The organism is Micromonospora sp. NPDC023966, assembly GCF_040639095.1.
Taxonomy (GTDB): Bacteria; Actinomycetota; Actinomycetes; order Mycobacteriales; family Micromonosporaceae; genus Micromonospora.
Genome location: NZ_JBEZZJ010000029.1, coordinates 39,494 through 62,974, shown reverse-complemented (window position 1 = coordinate 62,974; position 23,481 = coordinate 39,494). Strand labels below are relative to the sequence as shown.

The following is a 23,481-nucleotide window of genomic DNA, read 5'->3' as shown; positions in this document are numbered from 1 at the left end:
CCGGTTCCGGCCGCCGACCGGCGTCGGCTGGCCGGGCCGCTCGGCGCGGACCGGTGGACACTCAGTCGAAGGTCGCGGTCGTCGGGTTCTCCTGGACGACGTGCGCACACCCCTCCACCCGGCAGGTGTCCTCCAGGAGCGAGCGGATGGCCGGGGTCACCCGGAGGTTCTGGGCGAACCCCACCATGTCCGCGTAGAGCTGGCTGTGCGTGCGTTCGTACCGGCGGCGCTTCGGGATGGCGGTGAGGAAGCCGGCTCGCACCGCACCGCTGAGCACGGACGCCGGGTCGACGATGCGCCGTCCCGAGAGCAGGCCCTTCTCGTCGAGGGAGTCACGACGGTAGTGGCCGTCCGGCCGGACGAACTTCAGGAACAGGAACCGCAGTTGAAGCGCGGTGGGGCACGGGCCGACGAAGGGGTGCTCCCGGCGCCCGTCCGCGCCCAGCAGCTTGACGAAGTCCGCGACGTCCTCGATGGGGGTACGCGAGTCGATCTCCACGGAGACGAAGCCGGTGAGGTGCCCGAAGTCGGCCTCGGCGAGGGTGGGCAGGCAGGCGTCGAACCGGGTGCCGTGCAACGTCGCGTCGGACAGGTCGCAGCCGGTCATGACGCAGTTGTGGAAGCGGGTCGATTCCAGGTTCGCGCCGCGGAAGCTGACCCCGGCCAGCGACAGGCCCGAGAAGGTGAGCCCGGAGAGGTCCTGGCGTTCCAGCGGAGCGTGGATCAGCAGCCGGGCGCAGTCGGGAAGCCCGAGGAGCACCTGGAGGATGTTGCGGAACGCCGTGGGGGTGGCGGTGGCGCTGGACAGCCGGGTGAGCAGCTCCTCGCCGGCGGCGAGTTCCCTGATCCGGGCGCACAGCACCCGCAGGGCGAAGGAGTCGGGCGGGAACGGGCGGCAGTCCAGCAGCTGCGCGAACCGCACCGGATTGACGGCGAAGTACTGGGCGGCGCGGATGCCGATCTGGTGCTCGAAAATCACATCCTGCGCGAAGCGCACCCGCTGCCGCTCCGACGCGGCCCGGAAGACCGGCAGGCGGCAGATGGCCGCGGTGCACCGCTCCCGCTCGGGGTCGGACAGGTCCGAGGGAATCACGAACTCGGCGAGCTGGCCGATCTCGTCGATCGGCACGCCGCGGTTGTCGTTCTCCAGCTCGGCGACGGCGACGTGACTGATGACGTCGAGCAGGTCGTGCCGGGAGACGACGTGCTCCTGCAACTGCTCCTTCTTGTACTCGCGATCCATGATCGCGTCGACGGCGTCGTGGACCAGATCCATCTCGGAGTAGTCGTTCGGTATCCCGTCGGTCTTGCCCTCGTCGACGCGCTCGGCGAGCAGCTCGGCGTAGTACGGGGTGCCGCAGAGCTTCATCAGCTGCGGCTTCGCGTCGAGGATCGAGAGCAGCTCGCGGTCCTTGTCCTGCAGGCGGATACGCGCGAAGGTGGTGATCGACTCGGGTCGCCAGGGCAGCAGGCGGAACTCCTCGACGTACTCGTGGGCCACCGTGAGGAAATCGCGCAGCGCCTGGTTGGAACTGAGCAGCGAATCCCGTACGCAGAGCAGGATGCGCGGGGTCGTCGGGTTGTCCGGCCGGGCGACGATCTCGTGGATGTACTCAAAGAAGCCCGGGTCCTGGGCGATGACCTCGTCCAGCCCGTCCAGCAGCCAACTCGCGAACCCCCGGGTGAGCATCCACTGAAACGTCGGCTGCTTGACCGGCCGCGCGACCTCGGTCTGCAGCAGCGCGTCGACCATGGGGCCCAGCGCCGGCGCGCTCGCCAGCGCGGCATAGTCCGGCAGGAGCGGCAGCGGCCGGTAGGCCCGCCGTAGCTGCTTCTTCGCCTTCTGGAAGTTGGTGTACAGCGTCGCGAACAGCGACTCGAACAGGACGCTCTTGCCGTACCCCGCCGGCGCGGTCACCAGCACGATCGGGCGGTCCCAGCCGGCCGGGCTGTCGAAGCGGCGAGCCAGCTCGGTGAGCAGGTCGGTGCCCACCACTCCGGTGCCCACCGCCTCGAACGGCTGCGGGGTACGCCGGCGCGCCGCCGTCTCCCCGTCCCGACGGAGCTGCTGCGCGGCCGTACCCGCCAGGGCCGACACCAGCGTGTCGTCCCACTTGAACCGGGCGTCGAAGAACTGGATCGGGACCCGGATGTCGACGTTGTACTCGTGCTTGGCGACCCGCCGGAACTCCGTCGACAACCCCTGGGTGGACTCGACCAGCAGGAACTTCGCGCCCGGAGTGCGCGCTTCCTCCGCGAACCGCTGCAGGAGGGTCGCCTCGCGGCGCTGCAGCTCCTCGGCGTCCGGGGCGGCCGGGCACCACACCGTCATGTGCTCGCTGTTGTCCGCATACGCCGCCCGCCTCGCCCGGACGACCTCGCCCCGCGACTCCCCGGGGACCGACCAGCCTTCCGACTCCAGGAAAGTGACAGCCTCGTCGTACAGCGTCATGAACCATCCTCCATCAGGAATCGAAAGGGTTCCCACCGGTCCGGGCGGCCGACGACGTGCAGGTAGGCGCAGGCCCGGCTGACCGCGATGTAGCTGGTCGTCCAGTCCTCCTCGCCGTCGTCGGCATAGACCACGGCCGGCGCCTCGCAGCCGTGGAACTGCCGCACCGTGCAGACCGCCAGCTCGTCACCGCGCAGCCCGTTCATCGTCCGCACGCCCCGGTCCGCCAGCGTCCGGCGGATCGCGGCCTGGTTGGCCGTCGTCGACGTCAGCAGCACCAGCTGGGAGGCCGGCAGGTCCTTGAGGACCTCCAGGACGGCGTCGGCGCACGCCGCCGCGAGGTCCGCCGAACCGCCGCTGAGGCGCGGCGGCCGCCCGGCCGGCCCGGTGACGGGCGTGTGCGCTCCCGAGATCCGTGCGACGAGCTTCGCGATCGGCAGGACGTTGCGGCAGTTCTCGGTCAGCCAGAACTCGTTGAACGACCCGTCGGGGCGCGGGCGCCACGTCCCCGAGGAGTCCCGCTGGTACGGGTCGGCGAACAGCACCACCGAGCCGTCGGGGCGGACGAGTTCCCGGAGGGCGTCCAGCAGGTCCTCGTCGTGACTCTGCGCCTCGTCGACGATGAGGCAGTCCAGCGGCTTGCCGTACGCCTCGGCGAGGGCCAGCACGGTGACCCACAGCTGCTCGCCCTCGTACTCGCGCAGGCGATCGGCGCCGTACAGGTCGCACAGCACGTCCTCCGGTTCACCCGAGCTGACGCCCTCCACGCGCAACCTGCGCCGGATCTCCAGGCGCAGGTTGCGCTGCTGTCCGATCACGGCGACCCGCAGCCCCCGGGCCGCCAACTCGCGTGCCCGCTCCTGAGCGAGGACCGTCTTGCCCGTGCCGGCCGCACCGAGGACCAGCGAGGCGCGCTTCTTGGAGGTCCCCTCCAGCACCTCCAGCTGGCGACTCGTCAGGCGGATCTGCCGCTGGGTCAGGCGGGCGAGGTCGTCGGATGCCAGATCGACGTCGTAGCGGAGGGTGCGGGCGACGACCGCGGTCGGCGCGAACGCCTCCAGGGCCTTCCCGAAGTCCGACTGGCTGGCCCAGCCGTGCTGGTCCCAGTGCGCCATGACGCGCTCCACGACCATCGGCGCGTGCTCCAACGCCGCCGCGGTCAGCACGATCGTGTCCGGCGCGTGCGGGCCGAGATTGCCCGAGGGCCGGCCGTCGGCGAAGACGACGCAGTGCCCGGCCGGGACGTGCCGGATGCCGGCGGCATCGCGCAGCCACCCGGTCAGGGCGTACTTGTTCCGAAGCGCCTGGTCGAACGGGTCGGCGTTCAGCGGCACGTCACCGCCGCGGCGCTGGGCGAACCACTGCCGGCCCGCGACCCGGTAGGAACCGTCCTTGACCTCCATGATCAGCAGGCCGCGCGCGGGATGGAGCAGGACGAAGTCGGCCTCGCCCATCCGCCACCTCGGCCGGCCCGCGTCGAAGAACGAGAGGCTGTGCAGCACGAACCACGAGTCGTTGAGGGACCGGAGCTTGTCGAACACGACCCGTTCCCCGCGAGTGGCGTTCGCTCGCAGGTGCTTGGGATAGAAGCGCGCCACAGTCCGCCTCCCCGACACGGGCCGTGCGACGACTGTGGTGACGGCCCAGGAATCCACATTGTCCGCTCGCTCGCGCCTTGTCGCGCTCCACCGGACTTGTGGTCTTCTGTGGACGATCGGTCATCTGGAGGTCACGCACAGCAAGCCGAACGCCCCGGCGACCTCGCGCAAGCGATGAACATCGTGGCCGAACGGATGACGAAGCAGGGTAGGGACATGGAGGCAGAATTCGGATATCAACCGCGCCTCGATGAGCTCACGAAGGAGCCGCAGATGGCCGGAAACAAAGGTGTCCTGCTGGTCGACTGGGACAACCTGGCCGGCGCGATCATCGGCCGCGGCCACCTGGTGGAGCGAGGCATCGTCGATGCCCTCTGGAGCGACGCGACGAACCGGTGCGGCGGCCATCTCCAGTACAAGCACATGGCGGCGACGAAGTTCGACGGCAGCATCTCGACCGCGATGGCGGCGCACCTCATCGACGACGATGTGGTGGGCAGCGCCAAGGAGCAGGCCGACATCCATCTGACCGTGCTGGCGATGGACTACCTCCACCAGGACTGCGGCCAGTTCGTCCTGGTGACCGGCGACCAGGACTTCATCCCGCTGATCCGCCGCCTGCTGCGCGACGGCTGCCGGGTCACCGTCGTCTACGGCGACAGGGGCCGGCTCTCCCCCCAGTTCCGTGGCATTCTCACGCTGCCCGGTCTGGACTCGCTCTGCATCGACGACATCTACACCCTGCAGAAGCCCCCGCCGGCCACCTGCCGGGCGCTGCTCGGCCTGCTCGAACTCCAGCGTCGCGGCATCATCCTGGGCGGCAAGGAACAGGCCGAGCGCACCACCACCCTGGCCCGCTGGGGCATCCTGGAGAACGAGGACGAGAGCCGGTACTGGGCGCTCATCGGGTCCGCCGGGCACCAGGTCGCCCGCACCGACGCGGCGGTACGGGTCAAGGAGCAGTTCCTGCCGGTCAACCGCACCCGCACCTACGTCGACGTCGGCTCCGGCCGGTTCGCCGACGTGCTGGCCATCGACTACGTGGTCCGGCGGCTCGCCGCCCGACCCAAGGGACTGACGGTCACGGAACTGCGCGCCGGCCCCCTCCAGGCGGACAACGGCTCCCGCCTGCTGCGCGCGCTCGACGCGCTGACCACCGTGCAGCTCGTCCGTAGGGGCGCGGACGACGCGTACGCGGTGACCGTGGACGACCTCGCCCTGGGATACCTCGAACCGCTGTGGCGGGTGCACGCCGGCCTCACCATGGAGAGCTTCCGCACCCAGAGCCGGACCATCCCGTTCCGCCGCCTTCCCGGCCTGCTCAGCGCGACCGGCGTCGGGCAGGGCCCGGAGAAGTTCAACGCCGGCCTGGTCAACCGGGTCCTGAAGTACGCGAGCGCGGCAGGCGTCGTGGACGCGGTCGCGGTCGACGGCGCCCGCCACGCGCTCCCCACGAACTCGCCGTTCGCCCGTCCCATCGAAGACGCCTATCACGAGCTCTACCGCGCGTTCGTCGCTCGGGCTCCCAGCCCGATACCGGAGAGCGAGATCCTCGAGTTCATGACGGTCAAGGACCGCGCGCGGGCCGAGCCGGTCTTCGGCTACGACCAGCGTGACCGGCACCGGATCCTGCGCGTCCTGGCCCAGTCCCGGGCCATCACCTGGCGGGGCGAGAAGGTCACCATCCCCCAGACGCGGTGGGGCGACGCCGGTTCGCCGTTCGCCTAGGAACGCGCGTGCTGCGCCGGACGTGGATGTGGCTGCGCGGCGCCGGCAGGTACGGGCTGGCGGTGCTGCGCCGGACCTGGACCTGGCTGCGCGGCGCCGGTAGGTACGGGCTGGTGCTCGCCGGGGCGCTGGCGGTCTGCGCCGCCGGCGCGGCCCTCGTGGTGGCCTTCACCTGGCGGGCCCAGCGGGCGGCCGCGGTTGCCGGCTCCTTCGCCGCCATCGCGTCCACCATCGGCGTGCTGGCGGCGATCTACCTCTCCCGGCAGGCGCTGTCCCGGACCGACCGGCAGCTCACCGAAAACCGCCGGGCCCTGGTGCTGAGCCGGTACCCGCTCCTGCTGCCGATCCACCAGTCGGTGGCGTTTCCGGACTCCGGCGGCATGCTGGCCCAGCACCCACCCGCTCAGGAGCGCTTCGCGCTGACCTCCGCGCCCGCCCCGGCGTACGCGTTCCTCGCGGTCGCCAAGGACCGGTTCCTCATCCCGGTGGAGAACGTCGGTGAGGGGCCGGCGCTGCGCGTTCGCGGGACGTTGTGGTGCTCGGACGGGCGCAACGGCGCGGTCGACGGCGTGGCGGCCCTGGGTGCGGGCCGGACCGGCGTGATGGCGGCCGTGATCAGGGCGGACGGACGGCCGCTGCCGGAGGAGTTCCGCACCGCCCTGGACGACGCAATGGGCGTCGCCTACTGGCTTGATCTCGACTATGCCGACGTCTTCGCGTATCCCCGCCGGACGGTGGCGCTGTTCGACCCGCGAGGGCTCGGCGCGTGGCACTACGTGCAGGGACACGAGCCGGGCACGCTCTGACCGCGCCGGCCGCCCCTGCGGACAAAGTGAAAGCCCCAGCACGGAGGCTGGGGCCGGGTATTGAGACAGATCGAACGATGACTACATTTCAGCTCATCATCGCCAGCCACCATCTCCCCTATGAGTAGAGGCTACGGACACGCTCCGCGAGCGTCAACTCGGCCACCCGTCCGTGTCTGCACACCGATCAGCCATCGAAGACCGCGATTCGACGCCCGCCGCCGGCCATGAGGTGAGCCGCGTACCTCACGGGGCGCGGTGGGCGGCGAGGTGGGCGAGCATCGTGTGGTTGGCCTCCCAGCCGTCCGGGAACTTCACCGGCACGTCCAGGTGCACCCGCTCGGTCGACGGGTGCGCGTCGAGCAGCTCGGTGATCCCCGCCCGCGCCACCACCACACACGCGTGCCGGTGCCGGGAGGCCAGCACGCAGAGCCGACCCGACTCCAGGTGGAACGCGGTCGCGTCCCGCCGCCCGGAGAGCGGGTGCAGCACGATCGTCACGTCGTACTCCCGGCCCTGGAGCCGGTTGGCGGTGTCGACGGTGATGCCCGCGCCGGCCGCGCCCAGGTGCGACCGGATGGCCGCCACCTGGTCACGGTGCGCGGCCCCGACGGCGATCCGGTCCGCGGTCACCGGCACGCCGCCGGGCGCCTGCTCGGAGAACCCGACCGGTCCACGGTCCAGGAATCGCCGGGCGAGGGCGGCGCAGGCCGCCGCGGCCTCGGAATCGGTACGCGGCGTGTGCCGGGCGGGCAGCTCGTGCAGCGCCCAGCCACCTGAAGCCGCCACCTCGACCGTCGCGTCGAAGCCGTCCCCCGGCCCCGGCTCGGTGAGGGCCAGCGCCCGGTCGACCGGCCCGGTGCCGGCGCGGAACCCGGTGAACGGGTAGAACGCGGCGGCCACCACCGGCGCGGCGGTGGCCGGCAGCCGCCAGGACACCGGCAGCCGGTGCACCGGCAGCTCCGGGTTGTGCCGCAGCAGTGTCGCCACCGCCGACTGCATCGGATCCCAGGTCAACCCGGCCCACCGCGCGGTCTCCACGGTGGAGAACGGGTCGAGCTGCCCCGGGTCGCCCACGAACAGCGCCCGCTCGAACCGCCCGGCCACGCGCAGCAGGGCGTCCGCCCGCATCTGGTACGCCTCGTCGACGATCGCCCACGGCCAGACGCCCTCGGCCACGGTGGCCCACTTCGCCGCCGTACCGACGATGACGGCCGCGCCGCCGAGGTCGGCGATCTTGGCGGCGACCCGGACCGTCGCATGGCCCTTCACCCGGTCGGTGGGCTGGTAGTCGGTGGCGGAGAGCCGGCCGATGGGCAGCTCGGGGGCCTTGCGGGCGAGCCGGTCGATGAGGTCGTCGACCTGCTCGTTGGTCTGCGCCACGATGATCAGCGGCTCGCCGGCGGCGGCCAGCTCGACCGCGGCGCGGACCACGAGGGTGGACTTCCCGGCGCCGGGCGGGGAGTCGACCACCACGCCCCGATGGTCGCCGGAGCGCAGGTCGGCCAGCACGGCGGTGATCACCCGCTCGGCCGCGACGGCCGGCGGCGCTGCCAGTTCCGCGAGCATGGACCAACCTCCCCGAGCCGACTGCTACGCCCCGCCACCATACGAGCCGTGGCGAGGTCGCCCAGACCTCGCATCTGATCAGCCTGGATACGCGTCCCATCTGGTGTCCGGAGCGACGCCGAGAATGAGCTTCTCCACGGCCTGCCGAGCCGGTCCGTAACTGGCCAACCAGTCGGCCACCAGATACACCTCTCCGGTCTCGTCGATCCCCAGGAAGAACCGCCCCTCGTCGAGTTCGCCGAGCGGGAACAGCGATCGGTGGATGACCGACGACCAGTCGGCGAACCGGTCGTCCTCGCCGAGGCACAGCAGCGGGTCCAGCTCGAACGGGGCACGCGCCTGCGAGATGCCCGGCCCGCGGTGGGCGACCGTCAGCCCGCCGAACTCGGCGAGGAACCGTTCGGCCGCCTGGTGCATGTCGAACCCACCCGCCTCCAGCTGCGTCCGCCATGCGCTGGTGTCCACCCGTCGGCCCGGCTGCCAGCCGGCTTCGGTCAGTATCCGCACGACAGTACGGGGATCAGTGGCTGTAGGTGTGCAGCACCGGTGGCTCACGGTCGGCTAGGAGCATGACGCGTAAGGCGTCCGCGAAGCTGTCCGCGACGTGCAGCACTTCCACGTCGTGATCATCCACTACCGTCCCGGCCGAACCGAGGAAGACCGTGCTGTTGGTGATCCATTCGGCGATCGGGTAGAAGTCCTGCCCGAACATCTTCTTCAGCTCCACGGCGATGTCGAACATCCCGCTGCCGGCGAGCTCGGGCTCGAAGAGGATGTCGCTGTTCCGGAAGGCCCCGACCGCGACCGGGGGCGTCACGCGGAGCCCGCCGAAGTTCTCGAGCACCTGCCGGGCCAGTGGATGCAGGACGAAACCCTCGGCTCCGAGGATCTCGTGCCAGCCGCGGACGTCGACCGAGCGGTCAGGGGCCCAGCCGGCCGCCCGCAGCGCCTGCACTGCGGCTGCGGGCAGCCGGCTGGTGAAATCCTGTGCCATCAGAACTTGATACCCAGCCTTCCCAGGAGTGGGGTGCAGTAGTCCGGACAGGGGTCGATCGGGGTGCCGTGAGCGTCGCCCCCGGATTGCTGGGAACGTACCCGGACCGATCGCATGGTGCCACCGTAGATCCCGCTCACGCCCTCCTGGTTGAACGCCTGGATGAGGCAGTGGACCTCGCCGCACGCGCCGTGCCGGTTGCTCAGCGGTGCGATCTTCTCCATGATCGCGCGGAGTGGCCCGGGAATCGGGAGTCCGTGTCCGCTGCGCCCGTAGTACGTCTGACCCGACGGCGAGGTGTACTCCGACGCCACCCGCGGGGTCGACGCCTTGTTGGGCCCGCGCAGGCTGTCCGCGTGTTCCGCCAGCGACTTCGGCTTGGCCGGAGCCGCGGCCGGCTTCGCCGGGGCGGGAGCGGGCTTGGCGGGGGCGGCGGTGGGCTCCGGAGTTCCCGCGTGCGGCGCGGCCGGGGAACCAGGCGTCCCCTCCTTGGGAGCGGCGGTCGACGGTTTGGGGGCACCGCCGCCCCGGGCCTTGTTCAGGCCCGCCCGGAGGAGCTTGCCGCCGCCGTGGAGCAGCCCGGCCGTGGCCGCGCCGATCAAGCCGTCGACCAGCACGGTCTTGCCGAAGTCGCCCCAGTCCCAGGAGTGCTCACCCTGCGCGGTGTCGACGCCGTAGCCGTAGGCCCCGGCCGCCGCCCCGGCTGCCGCGCCGGCCAGGATCACGCAGCCGACGCCGGTGGCGCAGACGGCGCCCACCGCGATCGCCGCCGCCGCGCCGATGGCGACCTCGCCGACGAACTGCAGCGGGTCTTCCTTGATGTGGTCGACCACGCCGGAGGCGAAGCTCTTCACCGAGTCGAAGAACCCGTGCCCGTCAAGCTCGACGTTGGAGATCGGGTTTCCGCCGGCGAAGGCGTACCGGCTGCCGCTGAACGGGTCGATCGCCAAGGTCAGGTCGTCGAGGGCCCCGTTGTACATGTCCCGGCTGAGGAAGCGGTTCAGGCCCGGGTCGTAGTTGCGGAACCCCATGTCGTACGTGCCCGAGGCCTGGTCCCAGCGGTGGCCGTTGAACCGGTACGAGTTGTACGGCTCGGCGTCCGGATTCTGCGCGTCGGGCTTGTCGGCGCCGGTGAACTTGGTGTCGTCGTTGTCTCCGTAGGCGGTGTAGCCGTAGGTGGCACGGGTGGTGCCGTCCTCGTGCTTGGTGATTGCCTCCACATCACCCTTCGGGTGATAGGTGTAGTGCGAGATCTCGGTGCTGCCGTCGTCCTTCTTCTTCAACTGGGTGAGCTTCTGTCCCCAGGCCGAGTACTCGTAGGACTTGGTGACCTTGTCCGCGACCTCCTCGTACAGCACGTCACCGGACGTGCCCAGGTAGGTGAAGGTGGTGGTCTTCTCACCCGTCCCGCCGGCGTTGGTGGTCTGGGAGGTGGTGCGGTCGAACGGGTCGTAGACGTACCGGGTGGTCTTCGCGGCGGTCCCGGCCCCGGAGCGGAGCTCGGCGATCCGGTCGAACCCGTCGTAGCGGTACTTCTCGGTGACCTGCCCGCCGCTGGAGACGGTGTCCAACCGGCCCAGCGGGTCGTAGTTGTACTTCGAGGTCAGCCCACCTACGGCGGTGGACGTCATCAGCCGGTTGCGGTCGTAGTTGTGGTTGGTGGTGACGTCCTTGACCGTCTGCGTGATGACGTTGCTGTTGGCGTCGTGGACGTACGTCTCGACGGTGGGGTTGGCCCCGGTCTTGTCGAGCCGAGCGATCCGGTCCTGGGGGTCGTAGGTGAAGGTGTAGGTGTTGTCCACGTACGCCGAGCTGTTGTCGGCGTTCATCAGCCGGGCGACGTCCCGGGCCGGATTACCATTGGCCGTGTACTCGAGGGTGTGCTCGGCGACGACCCCGCCTCCGGACCGCTTCTCCACCTGGTGCTGCAGGGAACCGTTCAGGTAGTAGGTGAATTCGACGGTGTTGCCGTTCGGCTTGACCTGGTGGTCCAGCTGACCGCGCGGCGTGTAGGCGTACGTGGTGACGCGCTTGTCGGTGGCCGACGCCGAGGCGGCGTTGGTGACCGTGCTCAGCAGATCCCGCACGTCGTAGTCGAACTTCGACCAGGTGGCGTCGTGCGTGCGGGTGGCGACGTTGGCGTTCTCGTCGTAGGTGAAGGACGTGGTGTTCCGGACGGTGCTGCCGTCCTTCTCCTCCACCGCGGACACCCGGTTCAGCGCGTCGTAGGTGGTCAGGTAGCTGTCCACCTGGGCGTCGGGGTCCTGGTCGCCGACCTCGACGAGGTTGCCGTTCGGGTCGTACCGGTAGGTGAAGTTCTTCTCCTCGTCGTCCACGTCGGCGGAGTTGTCGCGGACCAGCTTGACCGCGTCGGCCACCACCGTGCCGTTCGCGTTGTCGCTCAGGGTGATCTTCTGGTTGGCGCCGTCGGCGGTGAAGGCGTACCGGCCGAGGCTCACCCAGGTGCCGGCTCCGCTGGTCTGGTCGACCGTCTTGCTCGCCGGGCCGCCGGCGTGGTCGACCTTGAACGGGGCGTTGGACGCCGCCCCGGTCACGGACGGGTAGCGGACGTAGACGTCGTAGTCGCCGTCCTGGGGGATGACAAGGTTCCAGGTGAAGGTGTCGGCCCCGGTTCCCGCCCCGCTCGTCTGGTAGTCGTATCCCTGGAAGGAGCCGGTGGTGGCCACCGCCCAGGTGCCGGCCTTGTCGGCGTTGTTGAAGTCGGAGTTGTCCACCAGCACGACCTGCTGGCCGACCGGCACGCCCTCGTCGCTGCGGGCCTTCAGGTTGCCGCTGGGGTAGAACTCCCACCGCATGGTCCGGGACACCGACCCGCCGGCTGAGGTCAGCTTGTTCTCGGTCTGCTGCCCCAGGACGTTGTAGTCGTAGGAGGTGACGATGTCCCACGGGTCGGTGGACGACTTCGTCCAGCCGTTGTCCCAGTAGGTGTAGTGGGTGTCGTTGCGGACCGACTCCCCGCTGGACGGCGGAGCCGACACCGTCGCCAGCCGGCCCACCGCGTCGTACTCGTAGATGGTCTTATCCGGCTTGTTGTACCGGGAGTCGTTCGGGTCGTAGGCGGTCCACTCCTCCTTCACCCGGTTCAGCTCGTCGTAGACGGTCTGGTAGGTGAAGTCGTCGGCCGCCAGGGTCGCCGTCCCGCGCGGCGTGACCACCTTGGTGCGGTTGCCGACCTGGTCGTAGTGGAACTGCGTGGTGTTGTGGACGATGGAGCCGTTGTCGTTCTTGTACGGCACCTTCTGCTCGACCACGTCGCCGCGCTTGTTGTATCCGACCGTCGAGCGGTTTCCCTCCTCGTCGATCGTCGCGACCGCCAGCCCGTCCCGGTCGTACTCGGTCGACGTGGTGTGACCGGCCGCGTCGGTGACGGTGGTGACCCGGTGGTCCAGGTCATAGTCGCGCTTCTCGGTGAAGTCGTCCGGATCCGCGGTCGCGTTCTTCCGTGGGTCCACCACCATGGTGAGGTTGCCGACCTCGTCGTAACTCGAGGTGATCTTCTCGCCGGTGGCCGTGGTCACCGTCACCAGTTGGTAGATCTCGTTGTACGTGTTGGTGATGGTGTAGTCCCCCGCCGTCGGGCTGAGATTGCCCTTCGGTTCGGTGACCGTCAGCCGGTTGCCGACCAGGTCGTAGGTGAAGGACGTCCTCCGCTCCGGGTCGTTCGGCTCGTCCTTCGGGGCGAGGTTGTATTCGACCCGGTCGCCCTCGTCGAACACCGCCTCGCTCACCGCGCCGTTCGGCGCGAACGCCTTCAGCACGTTGTCGTTCGCGTCGTACACCGGCGCGGGCGTGGTAATCAGTTCCCCGTTGTCCTGGTCCTTCGGGACGGTCTGCTCGAGCGGCCGGCCGAAGATGTCGTACGCCTGGGTGGTCTTCTTGCCCAGCGCGTCGGTCACCTCGGTGACCCGCCCCCGCGCGTCGTAGACGAAGGTCGTGGCGTTCTGCTTCGCGTCGGTGATGGTCTGCGGGTACCCGTTGGCGTCGAAGCGGCTGTTGTCGGTGGCGTGGCCGTTCGCGTCGGTCACCCGGGTCATCTGGCCGGCGTTGTCGTAGTCGTAGCTGGTGGTGTAGTCCGCCGGGTCGGACGTGGCGGTGCCCAGCGGGTCGGTGACGGTACGCAGGTTGCCCTTGATGTCGTAGCCGAACCGCCAGGCGCGACCCTCCGACGACGACTTCTCCGTCAGGTCGGCGACGTACCCATTGAGGCTGGTGGTGTAGTTAAGCGTGGTGCCCGGCCAGCCGTTCTTGTTCGCCTCAGCCGACTTGATGGTCAGCGGGTAGCCGGTCTTCGGGTCGAAGTTCCAGGTCTGGTAAGCGCCCTTCGCGTCGGTCAGCCGGGTGACGTTGTGGTCGCCGTCCCACTGGACCGTGACGCTCTGGTTCTTGGCGTTGGTGACCGACTCCGGCCGCCCGTACGCGTCGAGGACGAACCGGGTGTCGTGCTTGAGCGGGTCGGTGGCAGTGGCGTGGATCTTCCCGCCCTGCGGGCCGTCGGGGTCGACGTAGTCGAAGTGCGTGATCCCGTCGACCCGGTCGGTCAGGTCCGCCAGCTTCCACTTGTTCTGCGGGTCGACCGGCGCCGTGTAGTAGCTCAGCGTCGTGTCGTGGCCACGAGGGTCGGTGACCTTGATCAGCTTGACGTTCTTGTTGCCCTGGGTGGCGTCGTACCGGAAGCCGAAGACCTTGGGCTGCGCGGAGCCGACGCCGTCGACCATCTTGGCCATCAGGCCCTTGCCGGTGTACGTGAAGCTGATGGTCCGGCCGGCGATGTCCGTCATCGACCTGACGTTGTCGATGATGAACGGGTTGGTGAGGTTGTCGGCGGCGACCTCCTGCCAGGTGTCGTCGTCGATGTAGCGGTAGCTGTCGCCCTTGTCGTAGTAGTCCAGCGTCAGCGTGCGCCGGCCGGTGGCGTCGCTGATGTACCGCAGGAACTTGGTCGGCTTGTTGTTGGACTTGCGCCGTTCGTAGACGAACGACATGGTGTTGCCGTTCTTGTCGACGATCGCCGACTGGAAGCCGTCCTCGTCGAAGAAGAACTGGGTCCGGTCCGGCTTGGTGAACACCCAGGCGCGCATCGGGTCACCCGATCCGGTCTGCTGCAGGTACAGGTGCACACCGCGCGGGTGGGTGTAGTCACAGGTGGACGGGGTGCAGTCCTTGACGTCCCGGCCGTGGGTGTCGAGGACCCAGACGTTGGTCGTACCGTCGCCGTCGGTCGCCCGCACCTGGGTCGGCCACTTCTGGCCCGGCGGGTGGAACGACAGCTGGGACCCCAGCCGCTGGACCGTCGAGGTCTGCAAAGACCAGCCGAAGCCCATCGACGACGCCGAGGTGTCCAGGCTGTTGTAGTTCATCCGGACGAAGGTGTGCGGCCCGCGTGACGGATTGGTGAACGCGTTGTACGACCACACCGTGTTGCCGGCGTAGAGGTTGGTCATGAGGGTGCCGCCGGCGCCGGTGGCCTTGCCGGTGTAGGCGTAGAACTTCTCCAGGCCCAGCAGGTCGCTGGTGGGGTCCTCGACCCGGATCTGCTGCGGCAGCTGCGGCAGCTGGCTGGAGGCCGACTTCCAGTTGTTGCTGCTGGTGTCGTAGATGTCCCAGGCCAGGGTGTACGCCTCGGCCTTGTTGCCCGCGCCGGACAGTGCGGGGGCCTTCACCTGGGCGTTGACCGTGACGGTCTGCCCGGCCGCGAGATCCGACGGCAGCGTGGTCAGCAGCTGGTTGTCCGCGCTGCTGGCGTTCGTCCCGTCCGGGTTCTTCCACCAGTAGCCCAGCCGGGTGGAGGCGGCCGGCCAGGTCTCGGCGGTGGTGTTGGTGACGGTCACCGGCACGGTCACCGTCTCGCCCGGGTTCAGCCGCGACGGGGTGGCGGCGGCGTGGTACGTGACGGTGGTGTCGGTGTAGCGGACGTGCAGCCGCGGCTGCACCGACGGCTCGGCGCCCTCCGACGACACGAACGTCGCGCCCTCACCGCTACCCGCGCAGGCCTTGTTCGGCTCCTGGGTGACCCGCACCAGGATCCCGTGGTTGGCGGAGGGATTCGCCCGCCACGACTGCACCTGCGAGGTCAGATTGAAGTTGACCCACACCGAGTTGAGAGTCGGCCCGAGCCCGATGACGTCGATCGGCGCGGACACGGCGTCCCCACCCGCGTACGTCCACCGCGTGCTGCCGGACGCGTTCAGCCAGGTGGCGGTGGCCTCGTCCCACGCGCGGGTCACCGCATGGGTGGCGAAGTACGCGGCGTTGCCGTTGTACATGGTCCGCCACAGGCGCCCCTCGGCCTGGGTGATCCGCGCCGTCGCCGGGATCGCGGACAGGTCCCAGCGCAGCAGGGCGCGGGTGATGCCGGCGCCACCGGGCACGTACCCGACGCCCACCATCGGCCGCCCGTTGAGCACGTCGTGGGGCTGGGTGTACTGGCACGCCGTCAGCGTCGTATCCGCCACCGTGGGCAGCATCGCGTCGACGTAGCCCGCCGGAGGCGTCTTCACCGCGACCGCCGGGGAGGCCGGTCGCTGCCCGTCCTTGCGGACCACGACCACCCGGTAGTACAGCGTGGTGTCCGGGGTCGCGGTGGTGTCGGCGTACGACGTCGTGCCGTCGGGCAGCGGCGCCACCAGGCTCGCCGCCGACGGCGCGAAGTCGGCGCTGGCGCCACGGTGCAGCTGGTACTCCACCAGGTCGTCGCCGGAGGCGGCGGACGGGTCCACGTACGCCGACCAGGACACCTCGGCGCCGGTTGCGCGGACGGTCTGCACGTCGGAGACGGTCACGGCCGGCAGCCCGAAGGTGAGCGTGAGTTTCGGCGCGGTCCGGGTGGTGTAAGTCGGCCACTCCCCGGCCGGCGCCACCGGGAATTCGCCGGCCCAGAAGATCGGCCCGCCGGCGACCTGCGCCTCGTTAGCGGCCTTGAGCATGAACCCGTAGTTCGGCCGGGTCCCGGCCACCCACTCCCGCACCATGCCGGTCACCGGGAAGTTGGTCCACGAGTTGGTCTGGCTCGAGTTGTAGGTGGCGGTGCCGGCCAGGTCACCGGCCGCCGCGTTGATCGAGTTCCAGGTCACCGTCGACGGCGTCCACGCCTGGGTGACCGCGCGCGCCTCCAACGCCACCGGAGTGCTGGCGCTGGTGCCGGCCAGCACGTTGTTGTCCCAGTAGAGGGAGAGGTCCGCCGCGTCCACCGGCGTCCCCGCCGGGACCACCCCGGCCAGGTCGAACGCCAGCAGGCTGCGCACCCGCCCCCACTGGTCGACGCCGACGCCCAGGCGCGGGTCGCCCTCGTAGTTGCTGGTGGCCCCGTACGAGACGATCATCGCGTCCCTGGCGGTGGCGACGTCCGGCTGCACCGTGATCGTCGGGTCCAGCACGACCGGGTACCGCCGGTCCTTCGCCGCCAGCCACGCCTGGTCCGGCTTGAGGCTGATCGTGCCGGTCGCGCTGGAACTCATGGTCACCTTGTCGGAGTACGCGTACCCGTGGGGTGACCGTGCGTCCCGCTTGGCGTCGATCATGAACGGCTTCGGGAAGGTGAAGACCGGCTGGCCGGTGACGTACTTGCCGGGGGCGAAGAACCCTACCGACCCGTCCGGCAGCGTCCGTGTGGTCAGCCCGGCGGTGCGCAGGGTGAAGTCGTACGACGGCGCGGCGGCCGGGGCCGCAGCGAGGACGATCGACTCCTTCACCCCGGTCGGGGTGACGTCGTAGACCAGGTCCGCGCCCGCCCAGAGACCGGCGTACGTGACGGTGGAGCCCTTGACGGTCGGCGTGACCTGCCGTGCCGGCCCGGCCACCCCGACGGTCAGCCAACGGTCCCCGAGCTGGACCTTGAGCAGCGCGTCGGACCGCTCCCCGAACCGGGTCGAGAACCCGGTCGCGTCATTGCCGTAGCGGTACCCGCGGTCCCGGACGGGCGCGACGCGGGTGTCGATGTTCCGCCACGCCCCCGCGCGGTCGCGGTAGCGCACCGGCACGCTGGACAGCTCGGTCTGCAGTCGCCCGTCCTCGAGCTGGTAGACCGTCCGGGTCGCGGTACGGCTCCGGGTGATCTCCTTGACCCGCTTGCCCGGCGGTTTGGGCTTCTCCTGCGCCACCAGGGCCGCCCGTCCCGGGGGCGCCCAGCCGGCGCCGGCCCGCAGCTCACCCTGACGTTCCTTCGGTCCGCTCCCGCTGACCAGGTCCTTCAGATCGGTGAGGCCGGAGGCCAGCCAGGAGATGGGATTGGCGCTCCCGTTGGGCGCGACCACCGACGATGCCGGCACCAGGGCCAGCACGAGCAGGCAGACCAGGACCGCGGCGGTCCTGCGGCGGGAGCGGCCGGCGCCGCGTCGCTGCCTCAGGGTCCGGATCAGTGAGTTCCAGAGATGACGAACGGATGCCGACAGCGACGCACGCATTGATCAACCCCCGATGACCAAGGTGGACAAACGCTGCGATCGTACGGGACTCCATCGTTGTATGTAAATACTTGAATCAGGCACTGTGCGATTGGCGCGTTGCGTTCGGCAATTGCGGTCCGGGCGCGGCGGACGGGCCGTAGAGCGGCCTCGTCACCATCAGCGGCCGGGGGGCCGATTGTGTTACGGGCCGCTGTCAGTTGGTCGCGCACGGCCACGCGTTGACCTCAGACCGCTCCAGCCGAGCCGCTGCACGGCCGGCGCGCGTCGGTGCGGTGCCGCGCAGGTCAGCGGCAACAGCAGAGCAGCGTTCCGGTCCGCGGCGCCGGGTTGCCGCGTCTCAGCGCGAACGCTGGTCGGTCGACGGCGGGGCCGTCAGCCGAGGTTCCACATCCTGCGGCAGCTCAGCACCGCAGAGCGCGCAGATGTAGTCGTCGTCGCGGACGAGGTTGCGCTCGCCGCAGTCGAGGCAGCGCCGGAAGACGACGGCCGCGGTGAAGCCTTCCGGACGGTCAATATCCGCCCGGTCGAGGGCGCCCGCCACCGCCACCCATGAGGTCAGATCGGGGCAGTACCCGGTGGAGTGGTTGCTCACCTCGGTCACAACCCAAACGCCCCGCTCGCCGGCGAAGGCGATCTCCCCCGCGCCGAGGACCTCCCCACCGCCGGCGCAGGCGACGTGCTCGCTGCGTCTCGGCGCGAGCCGCAACGTACCGCCAAGGTCGATGACATACGTGAACGGCTCGTCACGGTCGCGCGGATCCGCGGCCGCCAGGTAGGTGTCGAGATCGACCGGCGATCGGATGGGCCGGCCCTCGGGGGCATCGACGACCGACGCCTGCACGTCCGCCGGGCCGACGTACCGGTATCGACGCCCCGCCCCCACCACGGCACCGACCCTACGCCCGCGGCGGGCCGCAGTGGACAAACCACACCGGTCCCGCCGCCTGGACCTGACCGCTCGCCCCTGGCGATCCCGTCCCCCGGGGCCCGGCCTTCCGCGTCAACTTTTCGGTGCCAGGGCGTCGCGGTTCAGCGGGTGAACGCGGCGAGGAAGTCGTCGACGAGTCGGGTCTGTGTCGCGGCCGGCAGCCGGTCGGGGTCGAACAGCGCCTGAACCACCAGGCCGTGAGTGAACGCCAGCACGGTCGTCGCGAGCCGGCCCGAGTCACCGTCGGGAAGCTCACCCAGCCGTTGGGCGTCCTCGATGGAGGTGCGCAGCCCTGCCCGAACGCGTTCGTAGCGAAGGGTCTGGGCGGCGAACAGGTCGGGGTCGGACAGGGCGACGTCCCAGGAGCCGACCCAGATCCGGTTCATCGCCGCCGCATCGGGAGTCAGCGGGAGGATGTTGAGCACCTGCGTGCGCAGCGCCGCCAGTCCGGGTGCGGGAGCGGCCTGCCGGGGGCGCTGCGCGGTGCGTACCTCGAGAATGTCGAGGGCGTGGGCGATCAGCTCGCGCTTGCCCGCGAAGTAGTGGGTGACCAGTCCGGTCGAGGAGCCCAGGGCCGCCGCGACGGCGCGCATGGTGAGGCCGCCGAAGCCGTGCTCGGCCAGGACCCGCCAGACCGCCTGTGAGACGTCCTGGCGGCGGGAGTCATGGTCGGTGCGTGCGGGGGTCATGGTCTGTTAGCGTACATACCAAACGTTTGTTATGTACGGAGGCTGTGATGTTCGCGTTGCCCCTCACCGACTCGGCCGTGCTGCGCCCGCTGGAGCCCTGGCACGCCGAGGAGTTCCTCCACCACCTGGACCGGGCGCGCGAGCACATCCTGCCGTGGGTCTCGCCCGCGTTCGTCGCCCGCGACCTCGGCGGGGCTCGCGAGGTACTGCGGCGTTACGCGGACAAGCGGGCTCAGGACAGCGGCGGCATCTGGGGCATCTGGCTGGACGGCCGCCTGGTCGGCGGCGTCATGTTCGTCTCCTTCGACCCCGCGCTGGGCGTCTGCGAAGCGGGCTGCTGGCTGGAGCCCGGCGCACAGGGCCACGGCCTGATCACCCGCGCCGTGGAGCGGATCATCGACTGGGCCGTCGAGGAACGCGGCATTGCTCGCGTCGAGTGGCGCACCAAATCGCGCAACGCGCGCAGCATCGCGGTCGCGCAGCGGCTGGGAATGAGCCGCGACGGCACGCTGCGTCAGGTCTACCCGGACGGCGAAGGCGGACGGATCGATCTGGAGATCTGGTCCGTGCTGGCCGACGAGTGGCGGACCCGCCGCGCCGGCCAACCCGGCCTTGCGAGCAAGGGCAGCATGTCCGCGGAGGTGAAGGCCGAACTCGACGGCCTGATGGCCACCTTCCTGGGCGCCTTCGCCAACCCGGGCGGCACCAAGCCGAACATCCAGGCGATCGAAGACGTGTTCATCCCCGAAGGGATGATCATCAGCACCGTCGGCGCGACCCCGGTGATCTACGACCTGCGCCAGTTCGTCGAACCTCGCGAGAAGATCCTCACCGACGGGACGCTGACCGAGTTCCGGGAATGGGAGACCTCGGAGACCACCGAGATCTACGGCTCGATCGCCCACCGGTTCAGCGAGTACCGCAAGTCGGGCTACCTCAACGGCGAGTGGTTCGAGGGCCGGGGCGTGAAGACGACCCAGTTCGTCATGACCCCGTCGGGCTGGAAATTGAGCTCACTGGCCTGGGACGACGAGCCGACCCTCGGGCAGGCCACGGCAGGTGCCTGAGCCGGACCGAACGCGGCCACGACGGTCTCTGCAGCGCCGGGGATCGCTGCTTCCGGCGGGAACGCCGAAGGCCTGACACCCGGGGCCCGGGCAGGTCCTGTTGGTCCTGCCCGGGCCCCTCTTTGTCACCGGCGCCCGCGGGTGTTCAGCACAATGGCGGTGGTGATCAGCCCAGCGCCGATGAGCCCGGCCGAACTCAGGCGATCGCCGAGGAACAGGGTGGCCAGGAGTGTGGCGACGAGCGGTTCCAGCAGCGCGATCAGCGCTGCCGTACTGGCCGGGGTGGTGCGCAGGCCGCGGAAGTACAGGGCGTACGCCATCGCGGTCGGCACGGCGCCCAGCAGGAGCAGCAACCCCACGGACGTCGGGGTCGGGACGAAGTTCATGCCGGACGTCAAGGTGCACGCTGCAGCGAGCACGGCCCCGCCGAGGGCGAAGCTCACGCCGGTGGCGGTGAGATCGTCGAGACCGGTGACCGGCCGGGTGCCGATCAATGTCATCGCGGCGAAGCCGACGGCCGACAGCAACGCGAGTCCGCCCCCGGTGAGCGCCCCGGTGGTGGTGATGCCGCCGGCAGGCGTGCCGACGAGCAGGGCCAGACCGGCCACGGCCAGCGCCACCGCGGCGACCATCGACCCGCTGACCCGCCGCCGTCCGGTGACCCGTTCAGCGAACAGGACCAAGACTGGCGAGGCGCCGATGGTAAGCAGGGTGGCGAGGCTGACGTTGGTCAGTGACACCGCGGCGAAGAAGCAGGCCTGGAAAACCGCGGCAAGCAGTGCGTTCACGGCCATCCGAGCCCAGGCTTCCCGGCGGCGGGGCAGCGGCTTTCGCGCCAAGCAGAGCCAGCCGATGACGAGCATGCCCGCGACGGCGAGCCGGTAGGACGCCACCGCCAGCGGTGACAGCCCCGTTTCGTGGGCGAGGAGGCTGCCGGTGGGGCCACCGGTGCCCCACAGCACGCCGGCGGAGACAAGCGACCACAGGCCGGTGGCCGAGCGCCGGGCGGCAGCCACCGGTTGTTCAGAGACAAGCATGAGGAAATCGCTCCTGCGACGAGAGGAATTGGGGTCGCGGAAGCGGGGCGTGCCGGACTCAGCGCTGGGTGAACCGCGTGTCCAGCCGACACCGGCTGGACACGATGAGCGCAGGCGCCCCGCTCAGGAGCGCGGCGGGGCGATGATGTCGAAGGTCCGGCCCATGACCCGATCCTATGCACCGCCACCGGACGCCAGGAACCCGTTCTCGCCGGGCACCGAGCCGACGCATCTCACGGGTCAGGGCCACCAGGGACGACGACGGCTGTGCGAGACGACACACCGCCAGGTCATCACACGCCCGACCGGTACCCCGTCCATAGGGGCGAGACCTAAAGGAAGGGACCGAAGCCATGAGAGTCCTGCTCGCCGGCGCCTCGGGCGCGATCGGTACGCCCCTCACCCGCCAACTTCTCGCCGCCGGCCATCAGGTGGTCGGCATCAGCCGCAGCCAGTCCAACGCCGAGCGGCTGCGCAACGCCGGCGCCGAGGCCGTGGTGGCCGACGTGCTGGACCGCGAGAGTCTGCTCGCCGCCGTACGGGGCGTGCGGGCCGACGCGGTCGTGCACGAGTTGACGGCGCTGGGCACCACGAAGATGGGCGAGGCGCTTCAGGGCACGAACGCCCTGCGTACCACCGGCACGGCCAACCTGCTCGCGGCGGCCCGGGCGGTCGGCGCCCACCGCTTCGTCACCCAGTCGATCGTGCTCGGCTACGGCTACCGCGATCACGGCCCGCGCGTGCTCACCGAGGACGACCCGTTCGCCGAACCCGTCAGCGGCAAGCTGGGAGAGGCGGTAGCGGCGATCCGTTCCACCGAGGAGCAGGTGTTCTCGGCCGACGAGATGGAGGGCGTCGCGCTGCGCTACGGGTTCTTCTACGGGCAGGACCGGATGACCGACATGATCGTCAACCTGGTGCGCAAGCGCCGGTTGCCGGTGCCCTCGTCCGGCGGCTTCGCCAACTTCATCTACCTGGAGGACGCCGCCGCGGCGACCGTGGCCGCGCTGAAGAAGGGGCGGGCCGGGCAGGCGTACAACATCGTCGACGACGAGCCAGTGCGCTGGGGGGACTACCTGGACACGCTCGCGGCCGCATTCGGGGCCCGCCGGCCGTGGCGGGTCCCGAGCTGGATGCTGCGGCCCATCCCGTACGCCCACGCGATGATGACCACGTCGATGCGCGTCTCCAACGCCAAGGCCAAACGCGAGCTGGGCTGGGCTCCGGGGGTGCCGACCTACCGCGAGGGCATCCCGCTGATCGCGAGGGCGACCAGCTGAGCGCCCGCCCGGGGTGGTGTCAGGCGGCGTGGCCGGTCAGTCGATGCTGTTCAGTTCGGTCAGGGCGTCCTCGGGGAGGGCCAGCGCGGCGGCGGCGACGTTCTCGCGCAGGTGCGCGACGGAGGAGGTGCCGGGGATGAGCAGGATGTTCGGGGACCGGTGCAGCAGCCACGCCAGGGCGAGCGCCATCGGGGTGGCTTCCAGGCGGGCGGCGACGCCCTGCAGCTCCTGGGACTGCAGCGGGGTGAAGCCGCCCAGGGGGAAGTAGGGCACGTAGGCGACGCCCTGCGCCGCGAGGGAGTCGACGAGCGAGTCGTCGTCGCGGTTGGCGATGTTGTAGAAGTTCTGCACGCACACCACCGGGGCGATGGACTGCGCCTCGGCGGCCTGCTCGGCGTTGACGGTGCTGAGCCCGAGGTGCTTGATCAGCCCTCGCTGTTGCAGCTCGGCGAGGACCGTGAACGGCTCTTCGATCGAGCCGGGGGTGGGCCGGTCGAACCCGCCGACGCGCAGGTTGACCACGTCGAGCACGTCGAGGCCGAGGCGGTCCAGGTTGTCGTGTACGGCCTGGCGGAGCTGCTCCGGCGCGAGGGCCTGCGGCCAGTTGCCCTCGGCGTCGCGCAGCGCCCCAACCTTGGTGACGATGTGCAGGTCATCCGGGTACGGATGCAGAGCCTCTCGGATGATCTCGTTGGTGACGTACGGGCCGTAGTAGTCCGCCGTGTCGATGTGGTTGATTCCCAGGTCGACGGCCTCGCGCAGCACGGCCACGGCAGCGGCACGGTCGGCCGGCGGGCCGAAGACGTGCGGTCCGGCCAGCTGCATCGCGCCGTACCCCATCCGGGTGACCGTCAGGTCCCCCATGCGGAACGTCCCACCAGGAAGGCTGGTCGATGTCATGGAAGTTCCT

The 23,481-nt window shown here is 70.2% G+C and carries 13 protein-coding genes and 1 pseudogene; 4 read left to right on the top strand and 10 right to left on the bottom strand.

Features of this window, described 5'->3' with window-relative positions; all coding sequences use genetic code 11:
* Positions 1-61: 61 nt before the first annotated feature.
* Positions 62-2,452: a pentapeptide repeat-containing protein gene (locus AB0F68_RS27295; RefSeq protein WP_357343310.1), complete on the bottom strand. Its 2,391-nt coding sequence runs from the start codon at positions 2,450-2,452 to the stop codon at positions 62-64.
* Complete coding sequence (locus tag AB0F68_RS27290) at positions 2,449-4,050, bottom strand: AAA family ATPase (RefSeq protein ID WP_357343308.1); 1,602 nt, start codon at positions 4,048-4,050, stop codon at positions 2,449-2,451. Before AB0F68_RS27290 ends, AB0F68_RS27295 begins: the two co-directional genes overlap by 4 nt.
* A gap of 273 nt (positions 4,051-4,323) precedes the next feature.
* Between AB0F68_RS27290 and AB0F68_RS27285 the strand changes: the two genes are divergently transcribed.
* Both AB0F68_RS27285 and AB0F68_RS27280 read left to right on the top strand, forming a co-directional pair.
* Positions 4,324-5,778 carry an NYN domain-containing protein gene (locus AB0F68_RS27285; protein WP_357343306.1) on the top strand — a complete coding sequence of 485 codons (1,455 nt, stop codon included), beginning with the start codon at positions 4,324-4,326 and terminating at the stop codon, positions 5,776-5,778.
* 8 nt (positions 5,779-5,786) lie between these two features.
* Entirely contained in the window at positions 5,787-6,584 is a 798-nt protein-coding gene (locus AB0F68_RS27280) for a hypothetical protein (protein ID WP_357343304.1), read from the top strand.
* Between the two features lie 246 nt (positions 6,585-6,830).
* On the opposite strand, the gene AB0F68_RS27275 is transcribed toward AB0F68_RS27280, so the two are convergent.
* The 6 genes from AB0F68_RS27275 to AB0F68_RS27250 form a co-directional block, all read right to left on the bottom strand.
* Positions 6,831-8,153: an AAA domain-containing protein gene (locus tag AB0F68_RS27275; RefSeq protein WP_357343302.1), complete on the bottom strand. Its 1,323-nt coding sequence runs from the start codon at positions 8,151-8,153 to the stop codon at positions 6,831-6,833.
* Between the two features lie 78 nt (positions 8,154-8,231).
* Entirely contained in the window at positions 8,232-8,660 is a 429-nt protein-coding gene (locus AB0F68_RS27270) for an SUKH-3 domain-containing protein (RefSeq protein WP_357343300.1), read from the bottom strand.
* Positions 8,661-8,673: 13 nt separating this feature from the next.
* Positions 8,674-9,147, bottom strand: coding sequence for an SUKH-3 domain-containing protein (locus tag AB0F68_RS27265; protein ID WP_357343298.1), 474 nt, complete (start codon positions 9,145-9,147; stop codon positions 8,674-8,676).
* Complete coding sequence (locus AB0F68_RS27260; protein ID WP_357343296.1) at positions 9,147-17,567, bottom strand: DNRLRE domain-containing protein; 8,421 nt, start codon at positions 17,565-17,567, stop codon at positions 9,147-9,149. Before AB0F68_RS27260 ends, AB0F68_RS27265 begins: the two co-directional genes overlap by 1 nt.
* Before the next feature lie 340 nt (positions 17,568-17,907).
* Positions 17,908-18,456 (bottom strand): hypothetical protein, encoded by a 549-nt coding sequence (locus AB0F68_RS27255; RefSeq protein ID WP_357343294.1) that lies wholly within the window; start codon positions 18,454-18,456, stop codon positions 17,908-17,910.
* A 143-nt stretch (positions 18,457-18,599) separates the two neighbouring features.
* Positions 18,600-19,187 carry a TetR/AcrR family transcriptional regulator gene (locus tag AB0F68_RS27250; RefSeq protein ID WP_357343293.1) on the bottom strand — a complete coding sequence of 196 codons (588 nt, stop codon included), beginning with the start codon at positions 19,185-19,187 and terminating at the stop codon, positions 18,600-18,602.
* A gap of 47 nt (positions 19,188-19,234) precedes the next feature.
* Between AB0F68_RS27250 and AB0F68_RS27245 the strand changes: the two are divergent.
* Positions 19,235-19,783: pseudogene (locus AB0F68_RS27245) on the top strand (GNAT family protein); the annotation flags it as partial.
* A gap of 596 nt (positions 19,784-20,379) precedes the next feature.
* Here the strand turns inward: AB0F68_RS27245 and AB0F68_RS27240 are convergent.
* Positions 20,380-21,291: an EamA family transporter gene (locus tag AB0F68_RS27240; protein WP_357343291.1), complete on the bottom strand. Its 912-nt coding sequence runs from the start codon at positions 21,289-21,291 to the stop codon at positions 20,380-20,382.
* 353 nt (positions 21,292-21,644) lie between these two features.
* On the opposite strand from AB0F68_RS27240, the gene AB0F68_RS27235 reads away from it, so the two are divergent.
* Positions 21,645-22,571: an NAD(P)-dependent oxidoreductase gene (locus tag AB0F68_RS27235; protein WP_357343289.1), complete on the top strand. Its 927-nt coding sequence runs from the start codon at positions 21,645-21,647 to the stop codon at positions 22,569-22,571.
* 36 nt (positions 22,572-22,607) lie between these two features.
* Here the strand turns inward: AB0F68_RS27235 and AB0F68_RS27230 are convergent, their stop codons facing one another.
* Positions 22,608-23,471, bottom strand: coding sequence for an aldo/keto reductase family oxidoreductase (locus AB0F68_RS27230; RefSeq protein WP_357343287.1), 864 nt, complete (start codon positions 23,469-23,471; stop codon positions 22,608-22,610).
* Positions 23,472-23,481 lie beyond the last annotated feature (10 nt).

Coding starts and splice junctions, on each gene's coding strand:
- AB0F68_RS27275 (WP_357343302.1), bottom strand. CDS start 8,153: ATGCTCGCGGAACTGGCAGCGCCGCCGGCCGTCGCGGCCGAGCGGGTG.
- AB0F68_RS27295 (WP_357343310.1), bottom strand. CDS start 2,452: ATGACGCTGTACGACGAGGCTGTCACTTTCCTGGAGTCGGAAGGCTGG.
- AB0F68_RS27240 (WP_357343291.1), bottom strand. CDS start 21,291: ATGCTTGTCTCTGAACAACCGGTGGCTGCCGCCCGGCGCTCGGCCACC.
- AB0F68_RS27260 (WP_357343296.1), bottom strand. CDS start 17,567: ATGCGTGCGTCGCTGTCGGCATCCGTTCGTCATCTCTGGAACTCACTG.
- AB0F68_RS27235 (WP_357343289.1), top strand. CDS start 21,645: ATGAGAGTCCTGCTCGCCGGCGCCTCGGGCGCGATCGGTACGCCCCTC.
- AB0F68_RS27230 (WP_357343287.1), bottom strand. CDS start 23,471: ATGACATCGACCAGCCTTCCTGGTGGGACGTTCCGCATGGGGGACCTG.
- AB0F68_RS27285 (WP_357343306.1), top strand. CDS start 4,324: ATGGCCGGAAACAAAGGTGTCCTGCTGGTCGACTGGGACAACCTGGCC.
- AB0F68_RS27265 (WP_357343298.1), bottom strand. CDS start 9,147: ATGGCACAGGATTTCACCAGCCGGCTGCCCGCAGCCGCAGTGCAGGCG.
- AB0F68_RS27250 (WP_357343293.1), bottom strand. CDS start 19,187: ATGACCCCCGCACGCACCGACCATGACTCCCGCCGCCAGGACGTCTCA.